The organism is Bacillus sp. MYb56 (assembly GCF_002976445.1).
Taxonomy (GTDB): domain Bacteria; phylum Bacillota; class Bacilli; order Bacillales; family Bacillaceae_G; genus Bacillus_A; species Bacillus_A mycoides.
In genome coordinates, this window is the sequence record NZ_PCOH01000005.1 from 157,571 (window position 1) to 176,992 (window position 19,422).

General features: G+C 34.6%; 24 protein-coding genes. 8 read left to right on the top strand and 16 right to left on the bottom strand.

What is annotated here, in order from left to right; genetic code table 11:
* The first annotated feature begins 134 nt into the window (after window positions 1-134).
* Window positions 135-284, top strand: a complete 150-nt coding sequence (gene sspO / locus CQ058_RS08965; RefSeq protein WP_002033549.1) for a small acid-soluble spore protein O — start codon at window positions 135-137, stop codon at window positions 282-284.
* Window positions 285-321: 37 nt separating this feature from the next.
* Here the strand turns inward: sspO and pdaB are convergent, their stop codons facing one another.
* Both pdaB and CQ058_RS08975 read right to left on the bottom strand, forming a co-directional pair.
* A complete protein-coding gene (gene pdaB, locus CQ058_RS08970; RefSeq protein ID WP_002066634.1) occupies window positions 322-1,047 on the bottom strand; it encodes a polysaccharide deacetylase family sporulation protein PdaB in 726 nt (241 codons plus the stop codon).
* 46 nt (window positions 1,048-1,093) lie between these two features.
* Entirely contained in the window at window positions 1,094-1,357 is a 264-nt protein-coding gene (locus tag CQ058_RS08975) for a hypothetical protein (RefSeq protein ID WP_002014282.1), read from the bottom strand.
* Between the two features lie 121 nt (window positions 1,358-1,478).
* On the opposite strand from CQ058_RS08975, the gene CQ058_RS08980 reads away from it, so the two are divergent.
* Window positions 1,479-1,622, top strand: a complete 144-nt coding sequence (locus CQ058_RS08980) for a small acid-soluble spore protein P (protein ID WP_002128508.1) — start codon at window positions 1,479-1,481, stop codon at window positions 1,620-1,622.
* A 125-nt stretch (window positions 1,623-1,747) separates the two neighbouring features.
* A complete protein-coding gene (locus CQ058_RS08985; RefSeq protein WP_002066632.1) occupies window positions 1,748-2,134 on the top strand; it encodes an Hsp20/alpha crystallin family protein in 387 nt (128 codons plus the stop codon).
* Window positions 2,135-2,185: 51 nt separating this feature from the next.
* Here CQ058_RS08985 and CQ058_RS08990 read toward each other — a convergent pair whose 3' ends face one another.
* Together CQ058_RS08990 and CQ058_RS08995 are read right to left on the bottom strand one after the other, a co-directional pair.
* The gene (locus CQ058_RS08990; protein ID WP_002192727.1) at window positions 2,186-3,424 is read right to left on the bottom strand and encodes an MDR family MFS transporter; all 1,239 of its coding nucleotides are present in this window, start codon (window positions 3,422-3,424) and stop codon (window positions 2,186-2,188) included.
* Between the two features lie 84 nt (window positions 3,425-3,508).
* Window positions 3,509-3,901 carry a hypothetical protein gene (locus tag CQ058_RS08995; RefSeq protein WP_002137716.1) on the bottom strand — a complete coding sequence of 131 codons (393 nt, stop codon included), beginning with the start codon at window positions 3,899-3,901 and terminating at the stop codon, window positions 3,509-3,511.
* A gap of 133 nt (window positions 3,902-4,034) precedes the next feature.
* Between CQ058_RS08995 and CQ058_RS09000 the strand changes: the two genes are divergently transcribed.
* The gene (locus tag CQ058_RS09000; RefSeq protein WP_002192726.1) at window positions 4,035-5,237 is read left to right on the top strand and encodes a serine-tRNA(Ala) deacylase AlaX; all 1,203 of its coding nucleotides are present in this window, start codon (window positions 4,035-4,037) and stop codon (window positions 5,235-5,237) included.
* Window positions 5,238-5,279: 42 nt separating this feature from the next.
* Here the strand turns inward: CQ058_RS09000 and CQ058_RS09005 are convergent, their stop codons facing one another.
* On the bottom strand, window positions 5,280-5,723 hold the full coding sequence (locus CQ058_RS09005) for an NUDIX domain-containing protein (RefSeq protein WP_105589623.1): 444 nt from the start codon (window positions 5,721-5,723) through the stop codon (window positions 5,280-5,282).
* Between the two features lie 104 nt (window positions 5,724-5,827).
* Here CQ058_RS09005 and CQ058_RS09010 point away from each other — a divergent pair, with 104 nt between their 5' ends.
* On the top strand, window positions 5,828-6,409 hold the full coding sequence (locus tag CQ058_RS09010; protein WP_002190382.1) for a DUF6434 domain-containing protein: 582 nt from the start codon (window positions 5,828-5,830) through the stop codon (window positions 6,407-6,409).
* A gap of 7 nt (window positions 6,410-6,416) precedes the next feature.
* On the opposite strand, the gene CQ058_RS09015 is transcribed toward CQ058_RS09010, so the two are convergent.
* From CQ058_RS09015 to CQ058_RS09045, 6 genes are all read right to left on the bottom strand, one after another.
* The gene (locus CQ058_RS09015) at window positions 6,417-7,514 is read right to left on the bottom strand and encodes an acetyl-CoA C-acyltransferase (protein ID WP_105589624.1); all 1,098 of its coding nucleotides are present in this window, start codon (window positions 7,512-7,514) and stop codon (window positions 6,417-6,419) included.
* A complete protein-coding gene (locus tag CQ058_RS09020; protein WP_002190384.1) occupies window positions 7,507-8,970 on the bottom strand; it encodes an acyl-CoA synthetase in 1,464 nt (487 codons plus the stop codon). Before CQ058_RS09020 ends, CQ058_RS09015 begins: the two co-directional genes overlap by 8 nt.
* A 65-nt stretch (window positions 8,971-9,035) precedes the next feature.
* Complete coding sequence (locus CQ058_RS09025) at window positions 9,036-9,611, bottom strand: biotin transporter BioY (RefSeq protein ID WP_002014265.1); 576 nt, start codon at window positions 9,609-9,611, stop codon at window positions 9,036-9,038.
* 123 nt (window positions 9,612-9,734) lie between these two features.
* Window positions 9,735-11,348, bottom strand: a complete 1,614-nt coding sequence (locus CQ058_RS09030) for a long-chain fatty acid--CoA ligase (protein ID WP_002167835.1) — start codon at window positions 11,346-11,348, stop codon at window positions 9,735-9,737.
* Window positions 11,349-11,516: 168 nt separating this feature from the next.
* A complete protein-coding gene (locus tag CQ058_RS09035; RefSeq protein WP_002190385.1) occupies window positions 11,517-12,305 on the bottom strand; it encodes a helix-turn-helix domain-containing protein in 789 nt (262 codons plus the stop codon).
* Window positions 12,306-12,761: 456 nt separating this feature from the next.
* Window positions 12,762-12,965, bottom strand: a complete 204-nt coding sequence (locus CQ058_RS09045) for a hypothetical protein (RefSeq protein ID WP_012261408.1) — start codon at window positions 12,963-12,965, stop codon at window positions 12,762-12,764.
* A 152-nt stretch (window positions 12,966-13,117) separates the two neighbouring features.
* Between CQ058_RS09045 and CQ058_RS09050 the strand changes: the two genes are divergently transcribed.
* Both CQ058_RS09050 and CQ058_RS09055 read left to right on the top strand, forming a co-directional pair.
* Complete coding sequence (locus CQ058_RS09050) at window positions 13,118-13,930, top strand: hypothetical protein (protein WP_002190386.1); 813 nt, start codon at window positions 13,118-13,120, stop codon at window positions 13,928-13,930.
* 171 nt (window positions 13,931-14,101) lie between these two features.
* Window positions 14,102-14,305: a CsbD family protein gene (locus CQ058_RS09055; RefSeq protein ID WP_002033531.1), complete on the top strand. Its 204-nt coding sequence runs from the start codon at window positions 14,102-14,104 to the stop codon at window positions 14,303-14,305.
* Between the two features lie 287 nt (window positions 14,306-14,592).
* Here the strand turns inward: CQ058_RS09055 and CQ058_RS09060 are convergent, their stop codons facing one another.
* From CQ058_RS09060 to CQ058_RS09075, 4 genes are all read right to left on the bottom strand, one after another.
* Window positions 14,593-16,071, bottom strand: coding sequence for a DUF4822 domain-containing protein (locus tag CQ058_RS09060; RefSeq protein WP_002190387.1), 1,479 nt, complete (start codon window positions 16,069-16,071; stop codon window positions 14,593-14,595).
* Window positions 16,072-16,513: 442 nt separating this feature from the next.
* A complete protein-coding gene (locus tag CQ058_RS09065) occupies window positions 16,514-16,765 on the bottom strand; it encodes a DUF2164 domain-containing protein (RefSeq protein ID WP_002087817.1) in 252 nt (83 codons plus the stop codon).
* Between the two features lie 17 nt (window positions 16,766-16,782).
* Entirely contained in the window at window positions 16,783-17,235 is a 453-nt protein-coding gene (locus tag CQ058_RS09070; RefSeq protein WP_002190388.1) for a peptidoglycan recognition protein family protein, read from the bottom strand.
* Between the two features lie 15 nt (window positions 17,236-17,250).
* On the bottom strand, window positions 17,251-18,054 hold the full coding sequence (locus CQ058_RS09075) for a protein phosphatase 2C domain-containing protein (protein ID WP_002190389.1): 804 nt from the start codon (window positions 18,052-18,054) through the stop codon (window positions 17,251-17,253).
* 143 nt (window positions 18,055-18,197) lie between these two features.
* Here CQ058_RS09075 and CQ058_RS09080 point away from each other — a divergent pair, with 143 nt between their 5' ends.
* A complete protein-coding gene (locus CQ058_RS09080) occupies window positions 18,198-19,007 on the top strand; it encodes a YitT family protein (RefSeq protein WP_000251329.1) in 810 nt (269 codons plus the stop codon).
* 20 nt (window positions 19,008-19,027) lie between these two features.
* Here the strand turns inward: CQ058_RS09080 and CQ058_RS09085 are convergent, their stop codons facing one another.
* A complete protein-coding gene (locus CQ058_RS09085) occupies window positions 19,028-19,399 on the bottom strand; it encodes a VOC family protein (protein WP_002087825.1) in 372 nt (123 codons plus the stop codon).
* Window positions 19,400-19,422: the final 23 nt, after the last annotated feature.

Sequence of the window (19,422 nt, forward strand, 5' to 3'; positions counted from 1 at the left end):
TTGAATAGTGTCCATGCTCTTTATTAATACTATTACTATAAAGTAAAGCACTCTTTCAGCGTTTTACTTTACGTTCATATATGCTATGAACGACTCATGGTTCGTCTATAAAAAACATTATAGAGGTGAGAAAAATGGGTAAAAGAAAAGCCAATCATATTATTTCAGGAATGAATGCTGCATCCGCCCAAGGGCAAGGAACTGGCTATAATGAAGAGTTCGCAAATGAACCTTTAACTCCGGCAGAGCGACAAAATAATAAGAAACGAAAAAAGAATCAGTAACGAAAAATCCCAAAAGGTATACCTTTTGGGATTTTCTCTAATGTTTATAACGTAACAACTCCGAAACTGTTACAAATCGATAACCCTGCTTTTTCAGTTCAGGTAAAATTTTTGCTAATGCCGCCACTGTTTGACTACGATCACTTCCTCCATCGTGCAACAGTACAATATCTCCACTTTTAGCATTTTTCACAACATGATTTACTATGGATTCTGTACCTGGATTCGCCCAATCACGAGGGTCTTGATGCCATGACCATAGAACAATTTGATACCCAGCTTTTTTTGCCGTAGTAAATACAGCATCATTAATATATCCACCTGGCGGACGGAACAATAAAGGTTCTTTCACCCATTTTTCAAAATATTTCTTTCCATTTAAAATATCATGTTCTAATTTTTCATCTGATGAATTACTCGCATACAAATGATTCATCGTATGATTTCCGATTTCATGCCCTTCTTTCAACACTTGCTTTACTAAGTACGGATTACGCTGAACTCGAAAGCCAATCATAAAAAAAGTCGCTTCCGCTTTATATTGACGTAATAACTCTAATACTTGCGGTGTATAAGTTGGGTCCGGTCCATCATCAAATGTAATTGCGATAATTTTTTCATTATTTGGCACTTCCCATGTTACATAGCCAGTTGGCTCTAGCTCTTTTCTTAACAACATTTTAGCTTCCACTTTGTCCACTTGAAATATATGTACTGCACAAATTAAAGAAAAAATTGATAGAATAATTTTTCGTTTCAGCATAGTAGCACTAAAAGTAATGAGGTTGTTGAATTCACAACAACCTTTTTCACTTTTCTATTTGATCTACATTTCGCATAATATTTTGGAGATTACTTTCATATTGCTCAAGTTGTGGACGCTGCGTTTCTGATGCTACTTCAAGTGCATTTTGAATCTGTTCGTACGCCTCTTGCACTTCTTGGCGTAACTCTTTTAAATCATGGCCGTAATTCGGGTCATTTTTCACAATATTATTGAATATATTTTCCGCTTGAACAACCCCTTGCTGCGCGGCCTGAAAAGCCTGTTGCTTATCTTTATGATATGGCATAACACTTTCCCCTTCCTATATGAGTTAGTCCTACTTATCTTTACCCATTTCTCAAAAAACATTCTCGTATAAATTCGCAAACTTCTCTCATTCTAAATAGGGAGAGGAGGTGTAAAATACAATGGGTAAAAACAAGAATCAATCTAATCGTCAAAACGAGAAAAAAGGGCAATCTTCTGGACAGCCCGAGCCTTTAAGTGGATCTCATAAAGTTAAAAACCGTAATCATTCACGTCAAAAAAATCATGCACATCATGATATGTAAAGCAAAAGTATTCACACACACTGTATCTTTCACATAAAATGTTTATATTTTTCTATTTGTTCTTCACCTCTATTTCATTCATGCATAATATAGTATGAATTGAGATTTTACGGAGGGTGTCTTTCATGGGCAAGAAAAAGAAGGATTGTCTTTTTCATGTTGATGGTTTCGAAGAATGGATGGATCAATTTTGTTCCGATTCTTATAGTAACTTTAGTTTTCCAAATCAAATTCATATTGACCTTTGTGAAACAGAACAAGAATACATTTTGGAAACAGATGTACTAAATGTAACTGAACAAGATGTACTCATTAAAAAGATGGAGACAGGCCTAAACATTTGCATACTTCATAAAAATAATTCTTTACAGCGGATAATTCCTTTACCTGCTAATATTATTTATAAGAAGATGCTAGCCTGCTTAGAGAATGGATATTTAGCCATTCATATTTCCAAAAATGAAGTTGCCAACACGCATGAAGAGAAAGTCTTTTTTCGAATTAACGATTAATATAAATACAAACATAAGCCCCAGCAACCTTTTAGTTTGCTGGGGCTTATGTTATTTCGCATGTATTTCTATTTTAGAATTTCTAATATATCTTTTTTTCATTAAACCTTTTGTCACTAAAAGAACTGGGAACGCTATGCTTGAAAATATAGCTAATATTAAAAATACTATAAAGCCATTTTGATATCCATAATGATCGAGAAGTATCCCGCCAAACCAAGGACCAATTACTACTCCAATTCCTGAAAAGCCCATAGCTCCAAAATATGTCCCTTTCAAATGTGAAACAGCTATCTCATCAATAAATACATCTGTCATTGAAAACATTAATACTTCTCCGAATGTAAAAATAATTGTACATATAGCAGCCCCTAACATAGATTCTACTAGTCCAAATCCAAACAATCCCCCGCTCACAAATAACGTTCCAACCATAATAGATGCTAACGGCGTATATTTTTTACACATTTGAATAACAGGGTATTGAATAACTACTACTGTAACCGCATTTAAAGTTAGCATATATGAGAACAACTTTACTCCATCTTGAAATATATGTGCGTTTGCAAAATATTGAGATAGTGTCGTCGTTAAATGTGAAAAACCACTATTACTCAAAATGATTCCGACTAAAGCAACTAAAAATACTATGTCTTTTCGCAAAATCCGAACCGCACTTAACATTGTGACCGGATTTTCTGTAGTTACTTTCTTATTATCAAGTGGATATTTCTTAAATTGAAACGCTAATATAACTGTATATAAAATGTACACTCCAGCGGCTACTAAAAAAGGAATCGTTGATTTTGCACTTCCAATCTGTAATCCAACAAGTGGACCCATCGCTACTCCAACATTTATTGCACCGTAACGCAAATTATATACGAGTAAACGATACTCTGGTTTCGTTAAATCTGATAATAAAGCTCTTGATGTCGGTTCAAAAAAAGAACGACATAATCCATTCAAAGCGTTTAATAGAAAGAAACTCAAAACATGATCTGCAACTGAAAATCCTATAAATACAAACACCCAAACAATCATGGACCATATTATAATCATCTTTCGACCAAATCGATCCGATAAATTGCCTCCAATAAAACTAGCTAACACTCCAACAAGCGCACTCGTTCCAATGATAGCACCGGTCATTCCAGCCGATACGTCTTTAACAGTCGTTAAATAAATCGCTAAAAAAGGAATGCTCATTGAAGTTGCAAACCTAGCAAATAATGTCCCTATAATGATACTCATTCCAAGTGGATGAATATTTTGTAACTTCCCCTTCATCTTTAAACCTACTCTCCCTTTTCTTACATAAAAAAAGAAAGCAAAGGATCTGCTTTCTTTTTCCTTTTTCTATACTTGAGATGTTTATACCCGAGCTGTTCTCGTTATTTCCATATCAATTCCGTATGTAAACTGTAGTTCTTTACAAACATCTTTAATCAAAATAGCTACATTATACTTTTCATTAAATTCTAAAACAATGCTTTCTACTTCTTCATATGTATACTTATATTCGCCAGTAATTACACTTTTTAAATCAAAGCATTCATTAATACAAAGCTGGACGAGTAATTGTTCATACTTCTCTATGACATCTTCTTTTTTCCAAAGTAACTCCTTTACATATAACCGATCAAATTTCACACTTTCTCGATTACAATCCGTTAAAATCCGGGTCATCTCATTTAATTCTCGATATAATTCGGAAATATTTCTGCTTAAACTAAGCAACTTATCTACGCCGTTTTCATATGGCATTTTCATTCCCCCCCGCATTTTCTTCTTATTATAGCAAGAAAATTCTAAAAAAAGTTTCTTTCTTCTGAAATATTAGGAAACTAATTTCAATTGCTTTACAATGAAACTAGCTAACACGAAAGGGGAAAGAAAATTGGAGAAAAAATTATATTACATCGACGCTTATAAGAAAGACTTTACTACTAAAGTTATAAAACAAGAGCATGATACAGAAGGAAACTTATATGTTGTCTTAAATGAAACTGCATTTTATCCAACAGGCGGCGGACAACCACATGACACTGGAACTTTAAATGGTATTCCGGTAAGTAACGTTGAAGAAGTAAATGGAGAAATTCGTCATTTCATAATAGAACAATTACATACAGAAGAAGTAGAGGGTAAAATAGATTGGGAGCGCCGTTTTGACCATATGCAACAACATACGGCTCAGCACATTTTATCCGCTGCTTTTTGGGATCACTTTAACATACCGACGATCGGGTTCCATCTTGGAAAAGAAACTATAACCATTGATTTAGAAACTGCCAATCTTTCTACAGAAACTGTTGAGAAGGCCGCACAAATTGCTAATCAAATTGTTTTTGAAAACCACCCTATTCGTATTAAATGGATGAACTTAGAAGAGGCCAAAGCATTACCCCTTCGCAAAGAACCAACTATGACAGAAAATATACGCGTTGTTATTATCGCAAATTATGATTACAACGGCTGTGGCGGAACGCATCCGAAACACACTGGTGAAGTAGGTCCTATTCAAGTACTAGGATGGGAGCGCAATAAAGGTGGTATACGCTTAACATTTATAGCTGGTTGGCGTTCTCTTAAATTAATGGGACAACATCAACAAATATTAACCGATGTTTCTAAGCAATTGAACAGTAGCGAAACTGATATTCCAGCAAAAGTAGCACAACTTCTTACCTCTCAAAAAGAAAACGAAAAGGCAATACAAGCAATGAATGAAAAACTATTATTTGTAGAAGCAAATGAACTATTACAACAATCGGAAGAAATACATGCTGGAACACTTATCTCTCGAGCATTTACAAATCGCTCTATGCAAGAAGTCGCAAAACTAGCTGCCATTATTACAGAACAACAAGAACACGCAATTACATACTTCGTTATTGAAAATGAGGACAAATTACAATGTATTCTTGCTTGTGGTAAAGCAGTGACACTCGATATGAATACACTTTTAAAAGATGCCCTCCCTTCTATTGAAGGAAAAGGCGGAGGAAATAAAAAGAGTGCTCGTGGCGGTGGGAAAGCAATTATGAGTAGAGATGAGTTTTTAAATCAACTTGTTTCTTCTTTACAGTCAGCAGTGTAAAACATGTTTATGAAGGGTAGCTAACGGCTATCCTTCAATTATTTACAGGCCTATATTTTGTTTCAAGCCTTGATAACTCCCTGCACTTGCAAAACCTTCACTTATAAGAGTTATAAAAGTTTCCGAAAAACCATAATGACTTAAGTCTTTAATCACTACCATTTGTACATCATGAATTGGATTAAGATCAAATTCATTAGAAGGTAGCGTAATTTCACCTTCAATCCTTTCAAGCAGAAACGTAATATGTAATAAAGATGGACTAGCATCTGGTTTATCACAAACATAGAGTAGCTTCTTAATTTTAACTTCTAATCCTGTTTCTTCTCTCATTTCTCGAATCAACGCTTCTTCTAACGTTTCACCGTTCTCTACTCTTCCTCCAGGTAAAGACCAATTGCGATTAGCAACTTTTTGCTTTACTAGCAATACTTTTTCATCTTCAATTAAAATTCCCGTAACACGAACTTGCATTACACTTTCCATATGTAATCTCCTCTTCCCGTTATATTTACAAATTAATCCTTCCACAAAAAGAACATATGTTTTATAATTAAAGAAAATTCTGGAAGAAAGAAGTTGTTACATCTATGCGTCCACCTTTAACAAAGTCTATATCACTTGAAGATTTCCAAAACTTTTATTGGTTAAAAGCAGAACTCCAAACATTTTGTCGTGAGCATGGTTTGTCAGCTAGTGGCTCTAAGATTGAAATAACCGAGCGTATCTCACATTATTTACATACTGGTAAAATATTAAAAAACAGCTCTAGTCAAAAGGTGAGTAAAGCTTCCCTCTCTTATAAAGAACTTTCTCTTCAAACGATTATTACTAACAATCACCGCTGTAGCGAAGATGTTCGTGCTTTTTTCAAAGAAAAAATCGGAGCAAACTTCCGCTTTACAGTAGCTCTTCAAAAATTTTTTAAAGAGAATGTTGGAAAAACATATGAAGACGCGATAACGTTTTGGTATGAAGAAAACGAACGAAAAAAAGATCCTACATACAAAACAACTATCAGCGCGCAGTTTGAATACAATCGTTTCACTCGCGACTTTTTCGAAGATCCAAATAACAAAGGGAAATCAAATGCTGATGCTATCGCTGCTTGGAATGAAATAAAAGCAAAACCTGGTAGTAATGCTTATGTTCCTCAAAAAGTAGAAAACTAGTCCCTTTCTAGTTTTCTACTTTCTCAAATAATAGCGCAAGCCCTATTCCACCACCAATTCCTAACGTCGTAATTCCATATTTCATATGCTCTCTTTGTGCTTGATAAAACAAACGTGTCACAAGCATAGCTCCAGATGCACCGTACGGATGACCGAGCGCAATTACTCCACCATTTACATTTAATTTTTCAAAAGGAATTTGTAACTCCTTTGCACAAGCAACAATTTTTGAAGCAAATGCTTCATTTATTTCAAAATAATCGATGTCCTCTACTTTCATATTCATTTCGTTTAATAATTTGTTCACCGCAAATATCGGACCAGTCCCTGGAAGATTTGGATCCACGCCAACTACAGCACTACGAACGAAACGAAGAACTGGCTTGTACCCTAATTTCTGTGCTTGCCCCTCTTCCATTACAAGAACAGCACATGCTCCATCATTTACACCGCACGAATTACCTGCTGTTACCGTTCCATTTTGTAAAAATACAGGTTTCGTTCTCTTAATCATTCTTTCATAATTCATTTCCCGCTTTATAGATTCATCTAATAATCCATTAAAATAATGAGGTAATATCTCTTCTTGTATATATCCTTTTTCTAATGCTTGCAGCGTTCTTTTATAGCTAAGACAAGCATATTCATCTTGCATCTCTTTTGTTATGTTATATTGCTCTGCAACATACTCAGCCGCCAATCCCATATCTGGATCCCCAATTGTTTCAGGTGAAAACCGCGCTCTATTTTGAAAAGGTGACGTACTTGTACTCTCTACGCCCCCAGCAATATAACAATTACCTGCATCCCCTTGAATAAAATGACACGCAGTACGAATTGCTTCCAATCCAGCACCGCATTGCCGGTCAATCGTTACACCAGGTATATGATAACCAAGCCCAGCTTCTAAAGCAGATAATCTTGCAACATTACCTCCCGGTCCAACAACATTCCCTAATATAACATCGTCTATTTCTCTCTCAATTCCTTTACTTAAAAACGTAAGAAGTGGTGCTGCTAATTGCTGAACTTCATAATCTTTCAACATCCCGTTTTTTTTACCAATAGGTGTTCTTTTCGCTTCTACAATAACCGCCCTATTCATGTATCTTCTCCCGGTTTTCAATCATACTTTTTGCTGCATTGCGAGCTATTTTCCCGCTATTTGTATAAGGTATTTCATCAACAAAGTACCATTCTTTCGGTATTTTAAAAGATGATAATCGTTGTAAGCAAAAACTCTTTAATTTTTGCTTTGTAGCACTTCCTTTTACGATAGCGACAGGCTTTTCACCCCAGTAACTATCTTCTACACCAACCACAACTATTTCTTCAACAGCTGGATGTGTCTGTAATACCCTTTCTATTTCTTCTGGGAAAATATTGATTCCTCCAAATAAAATCATATTCTTCTCTCTACCAACAATATATATAAAGCCTTCTTCATCTTGGTAGCCCACATCCTGCACTGTCATCCAGCCACCTTCGGACAATTGCGGGATTATAGCTCCATCCGATACATAGCCCATAAAAAATTGATCACTTTTCACATACACAGTTCCTATCTCACCTGTCTGTACTTCTTCTCCTGCTTCATTACATATTCGAACTTGTACATTATGACAAGGTTTCCCTACTGAATTCGGTTTTCTTTCACTCTCTTCATCAACCAATGCCGTTACAAAGCTTAGCTCAGACGCACCATAAAACTCATATCTTTTTGCATAAGGAAACACATTCTTCATCTTCTCTTTTGCTTCAGCTTCCCATTTCGCTCCTGACGAAATAATTTTCATTTCACTTTCAATTACTTTATTTTCTTTATACAAAGACTCAAGCATTGTAGGAACTGTATACATTACAGAAATATTCTCTATCCTTATACTAGATAGCACTTGAACTGGTACAAACTTTCTCATTATGTGTACCGTTTGCCCTAAAAACAATGCACTTATTGCCCCGTATAAGAAAAGAGAATGAACAAGCGTCCCAGCTATTAAAATAGAATTTTCCTTTTTCATATGAAAGTCATGTACATTACAATCAAAACTATGAACCCACGACTGTTGTGCACGTAAAAATGCTTTTGCCTTTCCTGTTGATCCCGATGTAAATCCCATATAAAAAGGAGCGTTTTGTACATTTTCTACAGAATAGTATGTAGGAAGATAGTTCTCAATCATTTCTTTCCATTCTTCAATCTCAATAATCCTCCCTTCTTCGCACGATATATCACTAAGCCTATACTGCTCCGCCACAATAACATCTGGTTTACTAATCACTAGTCTGTCTTTAAGCTCATCTCGTTTCCATTTTATATCTAGTGGCACACAAACCCATCCAGCCATAGCGGAACCCGCAAATATTTGTAAAAATTCCATACTATTCTCTAATAAAATTGCTATCGTTTTATTCTGCGATTCTTTTTCATTCAACCAGTTTGCTACTTTACACACTGACTCAAACCATTCTTTATATGTTAATACTCTATCATTTTCTTTAATCGCTATTTTATTTGGTTGTAAAGAGGCATACTTTTTATATTCTTTTGTAATCCCCATATGAGACTTCCTTTCTTTACAAAATAATAAAAAGAAACACGCAAGTAACGTGTTTCTCCTTTTTCTTACCCTGCATTTGTAATTTTTTTATTCTTCAAAGCAGGCGTAATAATATGTTTCAATGAGCGATGTAATCTTGTCACAAGAATCGCTGCTATAGTCGCCTTTATGCAATCACCTGGTAAAAATGCGACACTTACTTTCATCGTTTCCCATACGGAAATATCCATTACGAAAGCTTGGACAATGATACCAAATACATAAACTACGAAAATACCACCAATTATATTAATGCATAGTACTTTTATAATAGAAACTTCACGTAAACGCTCAATTAAATATCCAATGACAAACGCTCCAACGATATAACCAAGTAAATATCCTGCACTTGGCCCAACAAATACACCTGGTCCCCCGCGCCCACCAGCAAGTAATGGTGCTCCAACTCCAACTATAAGTAAAAAAATAAGCTGACTTAACGCACCAAGACGTGAGCCTAACAACCCACCAGCAAGCATAACACCGAGTGATTGTAATGTAATTGGAACTGGTGTAATAGCAAGAGCAATTGGAGGTATTAACCCTAACACTCCCATAATAGAACTAAATAAAGCGACGAAAACTAAGTTTTTTGTATTCATGTTTGCTTCTCCTATTTGTAAACTTAAATTAGATTTTAGATAACATATTATAGGAGTTATCTTATCTTTCTATCCACCGTTTGTCAACCTTGTCTCCATATAAGTTTACAAACGTAAATTCAATTATTTCTCTTTATGCAAATGCTCAAGTTCTTTCCGAAGCGCCTGCTTTAAAAACTTCCCAACAGATGTTTTCGGAATTTCCTCCATAAATACAATATCGTCTGGTAACCACCACTTCGCAAACTGCGGTTTTAAAAACTCATATATTTCTTCTTTTGTAACCGTACTATTTTTCTTTTGAACAACGCAGGCAACTGGGCGTTCTTGCCACTGCGGATGAGGAATTGCAACGACAGCCGCTTCAAATATAGCATCATGTGCCATTAAAGCATTTTCAAGATCCACTGAAGAAATCCATTCTCCTCCGCTTTTAATAACATCTTTCGTACGATCAACAATTTTCACGCAGCCTTCCTCATCAACTGTAACAACATCACCAGTATATAACCAACCGTCTCGGAATCCTTCGACAGTACGATCATCGTTATAATAGCTTTCAGCGATCCAAGGTGCTCGTAAACATAACTCTCCCATCTCAGTACCATCCCACTTCACTTCACCGTTTGTACCGACTACTTTCATCTCTACACCAGGGACAAGATATCCTTGTTTTGAGCGGATTTCTAATTGCTCCTCATATGATAATTCTGTTTCATAACTTTTTAAACGTGCAAGTGTTACGAGCGGGCTTGTTTCAGTCATACCATATGCATGTACGAAAGGAACATTATATTTTTGCTCAAATGCTTTAATAACGCTTTTCGGTGCAGCAGCACCACCGCATAATATTCTCGTTATACTAGATAAATCGTAACTATTATTTTCTAACTCTTGTAATACACCGAGCCAAATTGTCGGCACACCTGCTGCTATCGTTACTTTTTCAGCTTGAATCATCTCTAATAAAATTTTTGGAGTAAACATTGGTCCTGGCAGAACTTGTTTAGTTCCAAACCAAGTAGCTGCAAAAGGAAGCCCCCAAGCGTTCACATGGAACATCGGTACAATTGCCATCGCCGCATCACTTTCCGATAAAGCAGCTGTATCCGCTAAACCGAGTGCCATACAATGCAATACAGTACTACGATGCGTATATACAACACCTTTTGGGTTTCCTGTAGTCGCTGACGTATAACACATACCAGCAGGTGTATTTTCATCAATATCTTTTACAAATTGGAAAGTTGGATCGCCTTCTTCTAATAGCTTTTCATAATGATATACAGGTTCTAGCGTAGTATTGGGAAGTTCATCTTTATCAGTCATAATAATGTAGGCTTGTACAGTTGATAATTGTGATTGAATATTTTCAACAAGTGGTACGAGATCTTCATCTATAAGTAGAATTCGATCTTCTGCGTGCTGAATAATGTATGAAATATGTTGAGGAGATAAACGAATATTAATTGTGTGTAAAACGGAAGCAATACCAGGAATAGCAAAATACGCTTCCACATGTCGATGATGATTCCACGCTAACGTTCCTATACGCTCGCCTTCTTTAATTCCTAATTTTTTTAACGCACTAGAAAGCCTTCTCGTCCTTTCACCTAACTGCTTATACGTTAATGTCGTAACTGTGTCATGTGTCCGTGAAACAATTTCTTTCTTTGAAAACAGTTTTTCTGCTCTTTCCATCATAGAACTAATTGTTAGCGGTACATTCATCATCATATTGGTTATATCCCCCTTTAAAGCGTTTTCATTTCTGTATATTATAACAGACTTCTACAAATAATTACGATATTTTTTCTGTATTTTCTGAATTATTTCTTTGGAAATAATTCAGAACGATAAAAAACATGTTTTGAATACATTGATTCGAAACATGTTTTTTATTTTTTATAAACTATCTACCTTTTTTCTTACTTTCTTTTTTAATTTAAAAATGACACGATTACTATATTCTTTATTTTCTACTAAAATCCGATACGTCTCTAACACTCCTAAAACACGAACAAAAAGATAAAACCCGATAGCAATAAGTACAACACAATAAGGATAATACTGCACGAGCTCTCCTGAAGTAATTCGTTTTTTCTCAAATAAAAATGGTATCGCTCCTGCTGCTATGAAACAAAGTCCAACAATTACTACTGCAGCATACTTCTTTTTAATAGTCGCATATCTTTTTGTCAATTCTTTTAAAAAGTTTGGATCAAATAGTAATTCTTCTTTTTTTAATACATTGTATCGACTCTCTTCTATAGTTACAGGTACCATCATTGCTCCAATTCCAAGGACAGCAATGATAATGACAAGGAATGTAGACATTGTTGCATTTTCTTTAAATAATAAATACGGTATTGTAGATAAAATAAGCAAGCTAAATCCTAACGCAATATATTTAGAAATTTTTTGCCCATACACTATATACCCTTCTGCCATTTCCTGACTTACGTAATAGCCATCCACATTTTCATTACTTTGCTCAGCAGTTTCTTTTAATAAATAGTCGAGTGATACTTCAAATACATTTCCAATCATTATTAACTTTTCAGTTTCAGGAAATCCTTGACCGTTTTCCCATTTACTAACTGCTTGCCTTGTTGTGTTTAATTTTTCAGCTAACGCTTCTTGAGAAAGACCCTTTTCCTTTCTTAATTTAAAAAGCTTTTCACCAAATCCCATATGTGTGTCCCCCTTTGTTTTCTTACCTAAATTGTATGTAAACATTGCCCTTATCTCTATCTTCCTGCGGTTGCACTTTGTCAACTTACGGTTGCGATTGTGTTATATAGCGGTTTTAAATACGATTTAGCTGTTTTTCTTCTATAATTATGGCGTTAATAAAATAATTACTCTCAATGACCAATTATAACAATTAAAGGGAATTATTGTTATAAAAAATAAAAAAACTCCTTTATTCATTTAAAGGAGTTTTCGTTATGAACCATTCTAAGATGACTACTTTTTCTTCTATATATGTTTCTGCTTCATGTAATGAATGATGAGCATCTCATACAGTATATGTTTTTATCTCTTTTTTTAAGGCGTACTCATATATATGTAAAATGTCACTTATATTAAATTAACTTAATGTAAGATCTTTCGTATACGACGTTTTATATTACCACTTCTTAACAATCATAACGGCTTCTGCTTAAACTTTTCATAATTCCGTACCTTTAATGAAAGGATATTCCCGCAATCTGTACAAATATAAGCATCCACTGGTGAAGATGTGAACATCGTTTCCTTTTTCCGTATTTGTGCATAACCGATAAACTCACCTTCTCCTATGTTTTGAGAACCGCAATGAGAGCATGTCTGCACGTCTTTCTGTTTCATGAGAGCACCACCTTTAATCTGTTTCCACTCCCTTCGACAGTTCGCTTCCATTCCCCTTCCAAAAAACCTCTTATTCTCTTACATTTCAACAGGAATCTCAGAAGAAAAATCGTATATGTACTATGAACTATATTAATTGACGGAGGAATCGTATGAGTACAATTATGACAGTCAATACAGCACAAGAAATTGAAAACGCAGAAATACATATGCTTTCTTCTAGATTAGAGGCACTACAAACAATAAGCGGCAACCCAATGCAAGTACAAACGAAAAAGTTCGGGAGTGCCACTGCCTTTTCATCAAAAGTAATTGCTGGTCCTGCTTCTAATACAGTAAAGGGCATTACATTTACAAATACAGATGAGATAGATGAAATCATCGCTTATTATCAATCACTACAAATCCCTTGCCGTTTTGAAATTACACCAGCGCAAGGTGCAACTGAATTATTTCAATACTTATCTCAAAAAGATTTTTATCAATCTAGCTTCCATACCGCTTTATATAGTTTACCAAGAGAAGACTCATCGCTGCTGCCTTCTAACATTTCAGTACGCCAACTAAAAGAAAATGAATTTGATATTTTTGCAGACATATATGTACGTGGATTTAACATGCCATCCTTTACAAAATATGGTGTGCACCAAAATAACGAAATTCTCTACAATAAATCCGGCTGGCATTTTTTCATAACCGAAGTTCAAAACACTCCTGCTAGTATAGGGGTACTTTATATAAATAAAGGTGTTGCTTCATTAGCTGCTTCTGCTACTTTGCCAGAATTTCAACGTAAAGGTTGTCATACCGTATTAATTCAAAAACGAATTGAGACCGCTCTTGAATCCAATTGTAATTTAATAGTTGGACAAGCAAGATTCGGTAGCGGCAGTCAAAATAATATGGAACGTGCCCATATGAAAATTGCTTATACAAAATCAATATGGACTGCGAAAGACATATAATTAACTTTCTTTTTCTTTCCATTACGAATGTATACATTTTATGACAATTACCTTTCTATCCTGTTACTCATTTGAATATTCAAACTAAATTTGTTACGCTATTACTAGATACATCATTCAACTTGCAATATGAAAAGAGAATTCTACTCAAACTACAAGGAGGAGAAATGTATGACTAAACATGATCATGGTTTAAAAGAAAAAGTAGAAGGTGCTATTGATAAGGTAAAGGGTGAAGTAAAGGAAGTTGTCGGGAAAGTAACTGACAATAAAAAATTACAAGCCGAGGGAAAATGGGATAAGGTGAAAGGCACTGCTAAAGATACTGTCGGTAATGTAAAAGAGAAAATACATGAATATAAAGAGAACAAATAAAAAAGAGCCACGATGTATGGTCGTGCAAGTAGTAAGTTACTAGATCTGAGAAGATTGTCAGCTACTCAAAAATGAAAATACAACCGAGAAAGTAAGAGAGTTTGTATTTTACATTTACCCATAAGATCATTTTAAAATGACAAATAGATGCCTCAAGGCATCTATTTGTCTATAAAGAACTATTTTACTTCTATTGTATAATTACCTAATCCTAATCACTCAGGTTTTTCCTTACTAACATTTTCTAACATAATGCCTTTGCTAGAGTATAAGATTACTTTTACATCTTACTTTGTGAAATTTGGTTTTAGGTCACCTGTATACGGTTCATGCTCAACAAAGATTTTTATATCTTTTCCATTCACATCTTTCCCTATTCTTGTATACGTAAATTTATCTTTATTTAACTCTGTAAGTTCAAGGACCGCACCATATTTATTATTTCCTAACGAAACGTGAGCTCTTATTTTATTGTCATGTACAACATCGAAGAAACCATAATCCCCACGACTTATCCCTGTATTCATATTGAAAAACTCATATTTATTTGTATTTTTATCATATTTTGCTAGACTGATTAAGTTAGAGTTGTACTTTGTTACATTATTACCCTGTTCATCTAATACCACTGTTCCGTTCCATAGAGTACTAGATAAGATTTCATCTCCATCAACGTCTGTAACTATTTTCCCCGTCGAGCTTTCTAAATTTTTATCAGATCGGGTAAAAGAAAGCTCTTTTTCTTGATAAGGAACATGTTCAACAAACACTTCTACATCGTTCCCTTTTGCATCTTTCCCCATTCTTTTATATGTAAATTTCTCCTTGTCTAATTGCGTTAATTCAACAACTGCTTGATAATTTTGCGTTTCAGAAATTAACACTCTTTTCTTTCCATCATTCGTTATAAAAAAGGCACCGCTATCATTACGACTCTCTCCTGTACTTGCATTAAAAAATTCATACCTTGCAGTTTTAGCATCATATTTTGCAAGCCCGATGAAATTTTGATTTTCTTTCGTTACATCATTATGATCTTTGTCATAGACTTTTGTCCCTTTCCAATTTGTTTCACCAAGTATGCTAGCTAGTAGTTGCCCTTTCGTTTGTTGAGTTTGTTGAGTTTCTTGTATTGCATTGTATAAAAATTGTGCGTACTGTTCACGTGTCACATCCATACTTGGAGCAAATTTCCCTCCTCCTACTCCTTTTGCAATATTATTTGTTTGAACAGCACTAATTGCATTTCTTGCCCATGAGTTCGTTGAAACGTCATTAAAAGTATGATCACTCTTTGCCTTTAAATGAAAAGCATTTGTAAGAACTTGTGCCATTTCTGCACGTGTTAAGGATGCCTTCGGTCTAAAGTTCCCATGCTCGTCACCCGTAAAAACGCCCATTTCTGTTAAAGATAAAATTTCCTTTATATAGCTTGTCGAATCTTCGCTTACGTCCCCATATGGGTTCTGATAATTTTTGTTTTCTGCCATATTAAAATAACGATACATTAAAGCTGCAACTTGTTCGCGTGTTACGTTATCTCCAAAACCAAATCTTCCATCATCATAGCCAAAAATAATTTTCTCACCTGTTAATTGATGAATCGCCTCATATGCCCAGTGCCCCTTTGGAACATCTTTGAATACACCAGTATGATTCGTTTGTGGTGTAAACTCCTCTGCTTTCACCTCTCCATTCTTTTCACTTAATAGACTTCCACCTAAAACTGCTGATATGATACATGTTTTTAAAATTGTTTTATTCATAACTTCCCAATCCCTTCCTTCATTTAACAAAGAATTACACCACTTATCTTCCAAAAGAAGATTCTATGTGAGCAATTCATGTTTTAAATTTTGATTACAGCTAATTGGTTACACCTCCAAAGTTCTTTTTCGTAGTATCCATAGCTGTTATATATAGGAATTATAAATAGCAACTATAAATTGCCCATAAATAAATTATTAAAAAAAGATAAAATTAAGATAATATATTTTTAATCTCAATCAAAAAAAACGTTATTCTTTCTCATCTAGCTTGTTTAGAAAGAATAACGTTTTTTTAATTCTAGGGTCCCTTTTGGAAAAAAAGAGGTTTATTTTATATGTCCAAAAACAATTTCACGGCCTTTTCCAAACAAAACATCGGAAAAAAGCCGTGGCATATACTTATTTTATAATTGACGGAAGACGACCAAAATAGCTCTTTTTATTTACCCTCATTCTTCTCTAACACATACAAATCTTCTTCAATATTCGTTAATTTCTCACTTACAAGCTTTCTTGCATCTCCAATTGCTTGATTGTATGCAAATGGTCCAACTAATTTAATCATTTCCTCTATTAAACGTTCTGCTTGGAAACGTCCAATTTCATCTAAATCTTCTTCAACGAAAAATTGCTGAATTTGTGCTACAAGCTCTTCTTTTTTATCAGTCGGTATTTTTATGTTCATCATCATTCGTTACTCCTTTATATTTAAGATAATACTTTTCTTAACTCTACCATAGAAAAGCGATTTCCTGGACAAGTTTTTGTAACCCCTTCTAACTCCCTATGGCCGAGTATATTTCCTTTCTCTATGGCAAACTGCTTCATAAACATTTTACATAAAGAATATAATGAATTCATTTGTGCAGTAGTTGGATCATATTTATCAAAATTCCCCGTCATACATATTCCAATTGTATCACTATTATTATCTGTCGCATGTGCTCCAATATGTAAACCTCGTCCTTCGACTACAGTTCCATCTTCTTCAATAAAATAATTGTAACCAATCCCGCTCCATCCTCTTACCTTTTGATGAAATTCGTGAGTTTTATACACATCCCAGCCATCTTCTGACGTATGGTGGATGATCAGTTTATTTACTTTTTCTAAAGGAACTAACTCATTTTGAAATGTTAAATTTGCACATTTAATTTCCATTTGAACTTCCTCCCCTTAAAAATCAATTATAATAACTGTTTTATCATCTGGTCTTATTCTATTTTCTCCTTCTAACCTTTCAATGATTGCTACATATTCTTTTATACTATTTTTTCTTATATATGCTACAGTTTGTTCTAACGACCACTCGGGGTGAAACAATCCGTCTGAACAAATAAAAACCCCACTTACTTCAGCTACCTGTAATTCACCATATTGTAAATAATCCATAACTTCTTTCATCCCATTTGCAACTGAGTAGCCGTTTGGCATATTTGCAAGATAGCGATTGTATTTTAACTGCTCCCGAACATCTTGAAAAACGTGTTCCTCAGGTATAGGTAATCCCTTTTCTCTATCTTCCTCTCTCTTCTTTTTTGCACGTTTACTAATTCCTTGAACCGTATCTTTCGTTAATACTCTCATCGCTCCATTTTGAAGTATTGCAACGATCATACAATCACCTAACTGTGCATATTCAAGTTTTTCGCCTTCTATTTGAACTGCTGCAATACATGTACACCAAAGATGGTCTTTTTTTCTCGTATCAACCTTGTACTCTAGCATCTTGTTTTGCAATAATTCATTCGCCTTTGCAACTTCATCTTGTAAACTATTGATCTCTCGTAGCGAAGTAAAATGACTTGAAAATAAATGTGAAGCGATGTATGCTCCATTATGTCCTTCTTCATCACAAAATGGAACTAACGGTGTTGCTCCATCGCATACACCGTAAATCATTTTATCTTCATTACAAAAAAATGAATCCTCACACTCTTGTTTTAAAGGACTCTTCTGTTGATACGTCGTTATCTTCATATCTGTATCCCCTCCTAATTTATCAAACACTCGAACTATTTAGATTAATCTAATTTTCCAAAATAAACTGTTTTCCCAAAAAACTTTCAATTTCATATATAATCTTGAAATAATATGATTATTTAGTGAAGGACGGGAAAGAGATGGTCAGATTTCTTGGTGTTATTTTTGGTTCTATTATTATCGCAATTGCCTTTAATCTTTTCCTTATCCCCCATAAAATTTTAAGTAGTGGAATTGGCGGAATTGCTATTATTTTAGGGATTGTAACCCCTGTAAACACAGGTATTATTAACTTTGTATTGAACTTACCTATCCTTATTTTAGGATACATAGGTCTTGGAAAAAAAGTAATTTTTAACACGGTTGTTTCTGTAATTGTATTATCTGTTGCACTATACTATGTTCCAGTAAAAGTCGTAGCAACAGATCCACTTTTATCATCTGTATTTGGCGGTGTCATCGCCGGAGCTGGTATTGGTCTTGTCTTTAACTGCCATGGTTCAACTGGTGGATTTGATATTATCGGTATGTTGTTATCTCGTAAGCGAGATATTAAACTTGGTGGATTCCTCATTGCATTAAATACTGTTGTTGTTGTCATTGCAGGATTTTTCTTCACTTGGGATGTTGCCCTTACAAGCTTACTTTCAATTTATGTAACTGGTAAAGTAATTGATGCCGTTCATACGAAACATCGTAAAGTTACACTTATGATTGTAACAAATCAAGCAGAAGAAATGAAAAAAAAGCTTCTTTCAACTGTAGTACGTGGAATTACGTTACTTGATGGTGAAGGTGCTTATTCAAACGAGAAAAAACGTGTACTTATGACAGTCGTTTCACGTGAAGAATTAGCAAGTATGAAACTAACGATTTCGGAAATTGATCCTCATGCATTCGTTAATATTACGGAGACTGTTGAAGTATTAGGATTGTTTAGAAAAGTGTAAAAAACTAGGTGGACCTTCACCTAGTTTTTATTTTCCATAAATTCAATTCGATTTCCAAACGGATCTGACACGTAAAATCTGATTACATCTGGTCGCGCATGATCATCTATTACTTCAATACCTTGCTTTATTAACCCTTGTTTAAATTCATTAATTTTCAAAACATAAAAAGCTGGATGCGCTTTTTTAGCTGGATTAAAATTTTGCTCAACTCCGATATGAATCTCTTGATTTCCACACTTAAACCAACACCCACCACGCTTCTTTAATTCCTCTGGCTTTGGGATTTCCTCCATACCAATTTTATTACCATAAAATTCTCGTGCTTCTTCTTCACATCCTACTGGCGCCGCTACTTGTACATGATCAATTCCTTGAATATAATTTTTCATATTCCTTCCCCCTCTTCTATTCT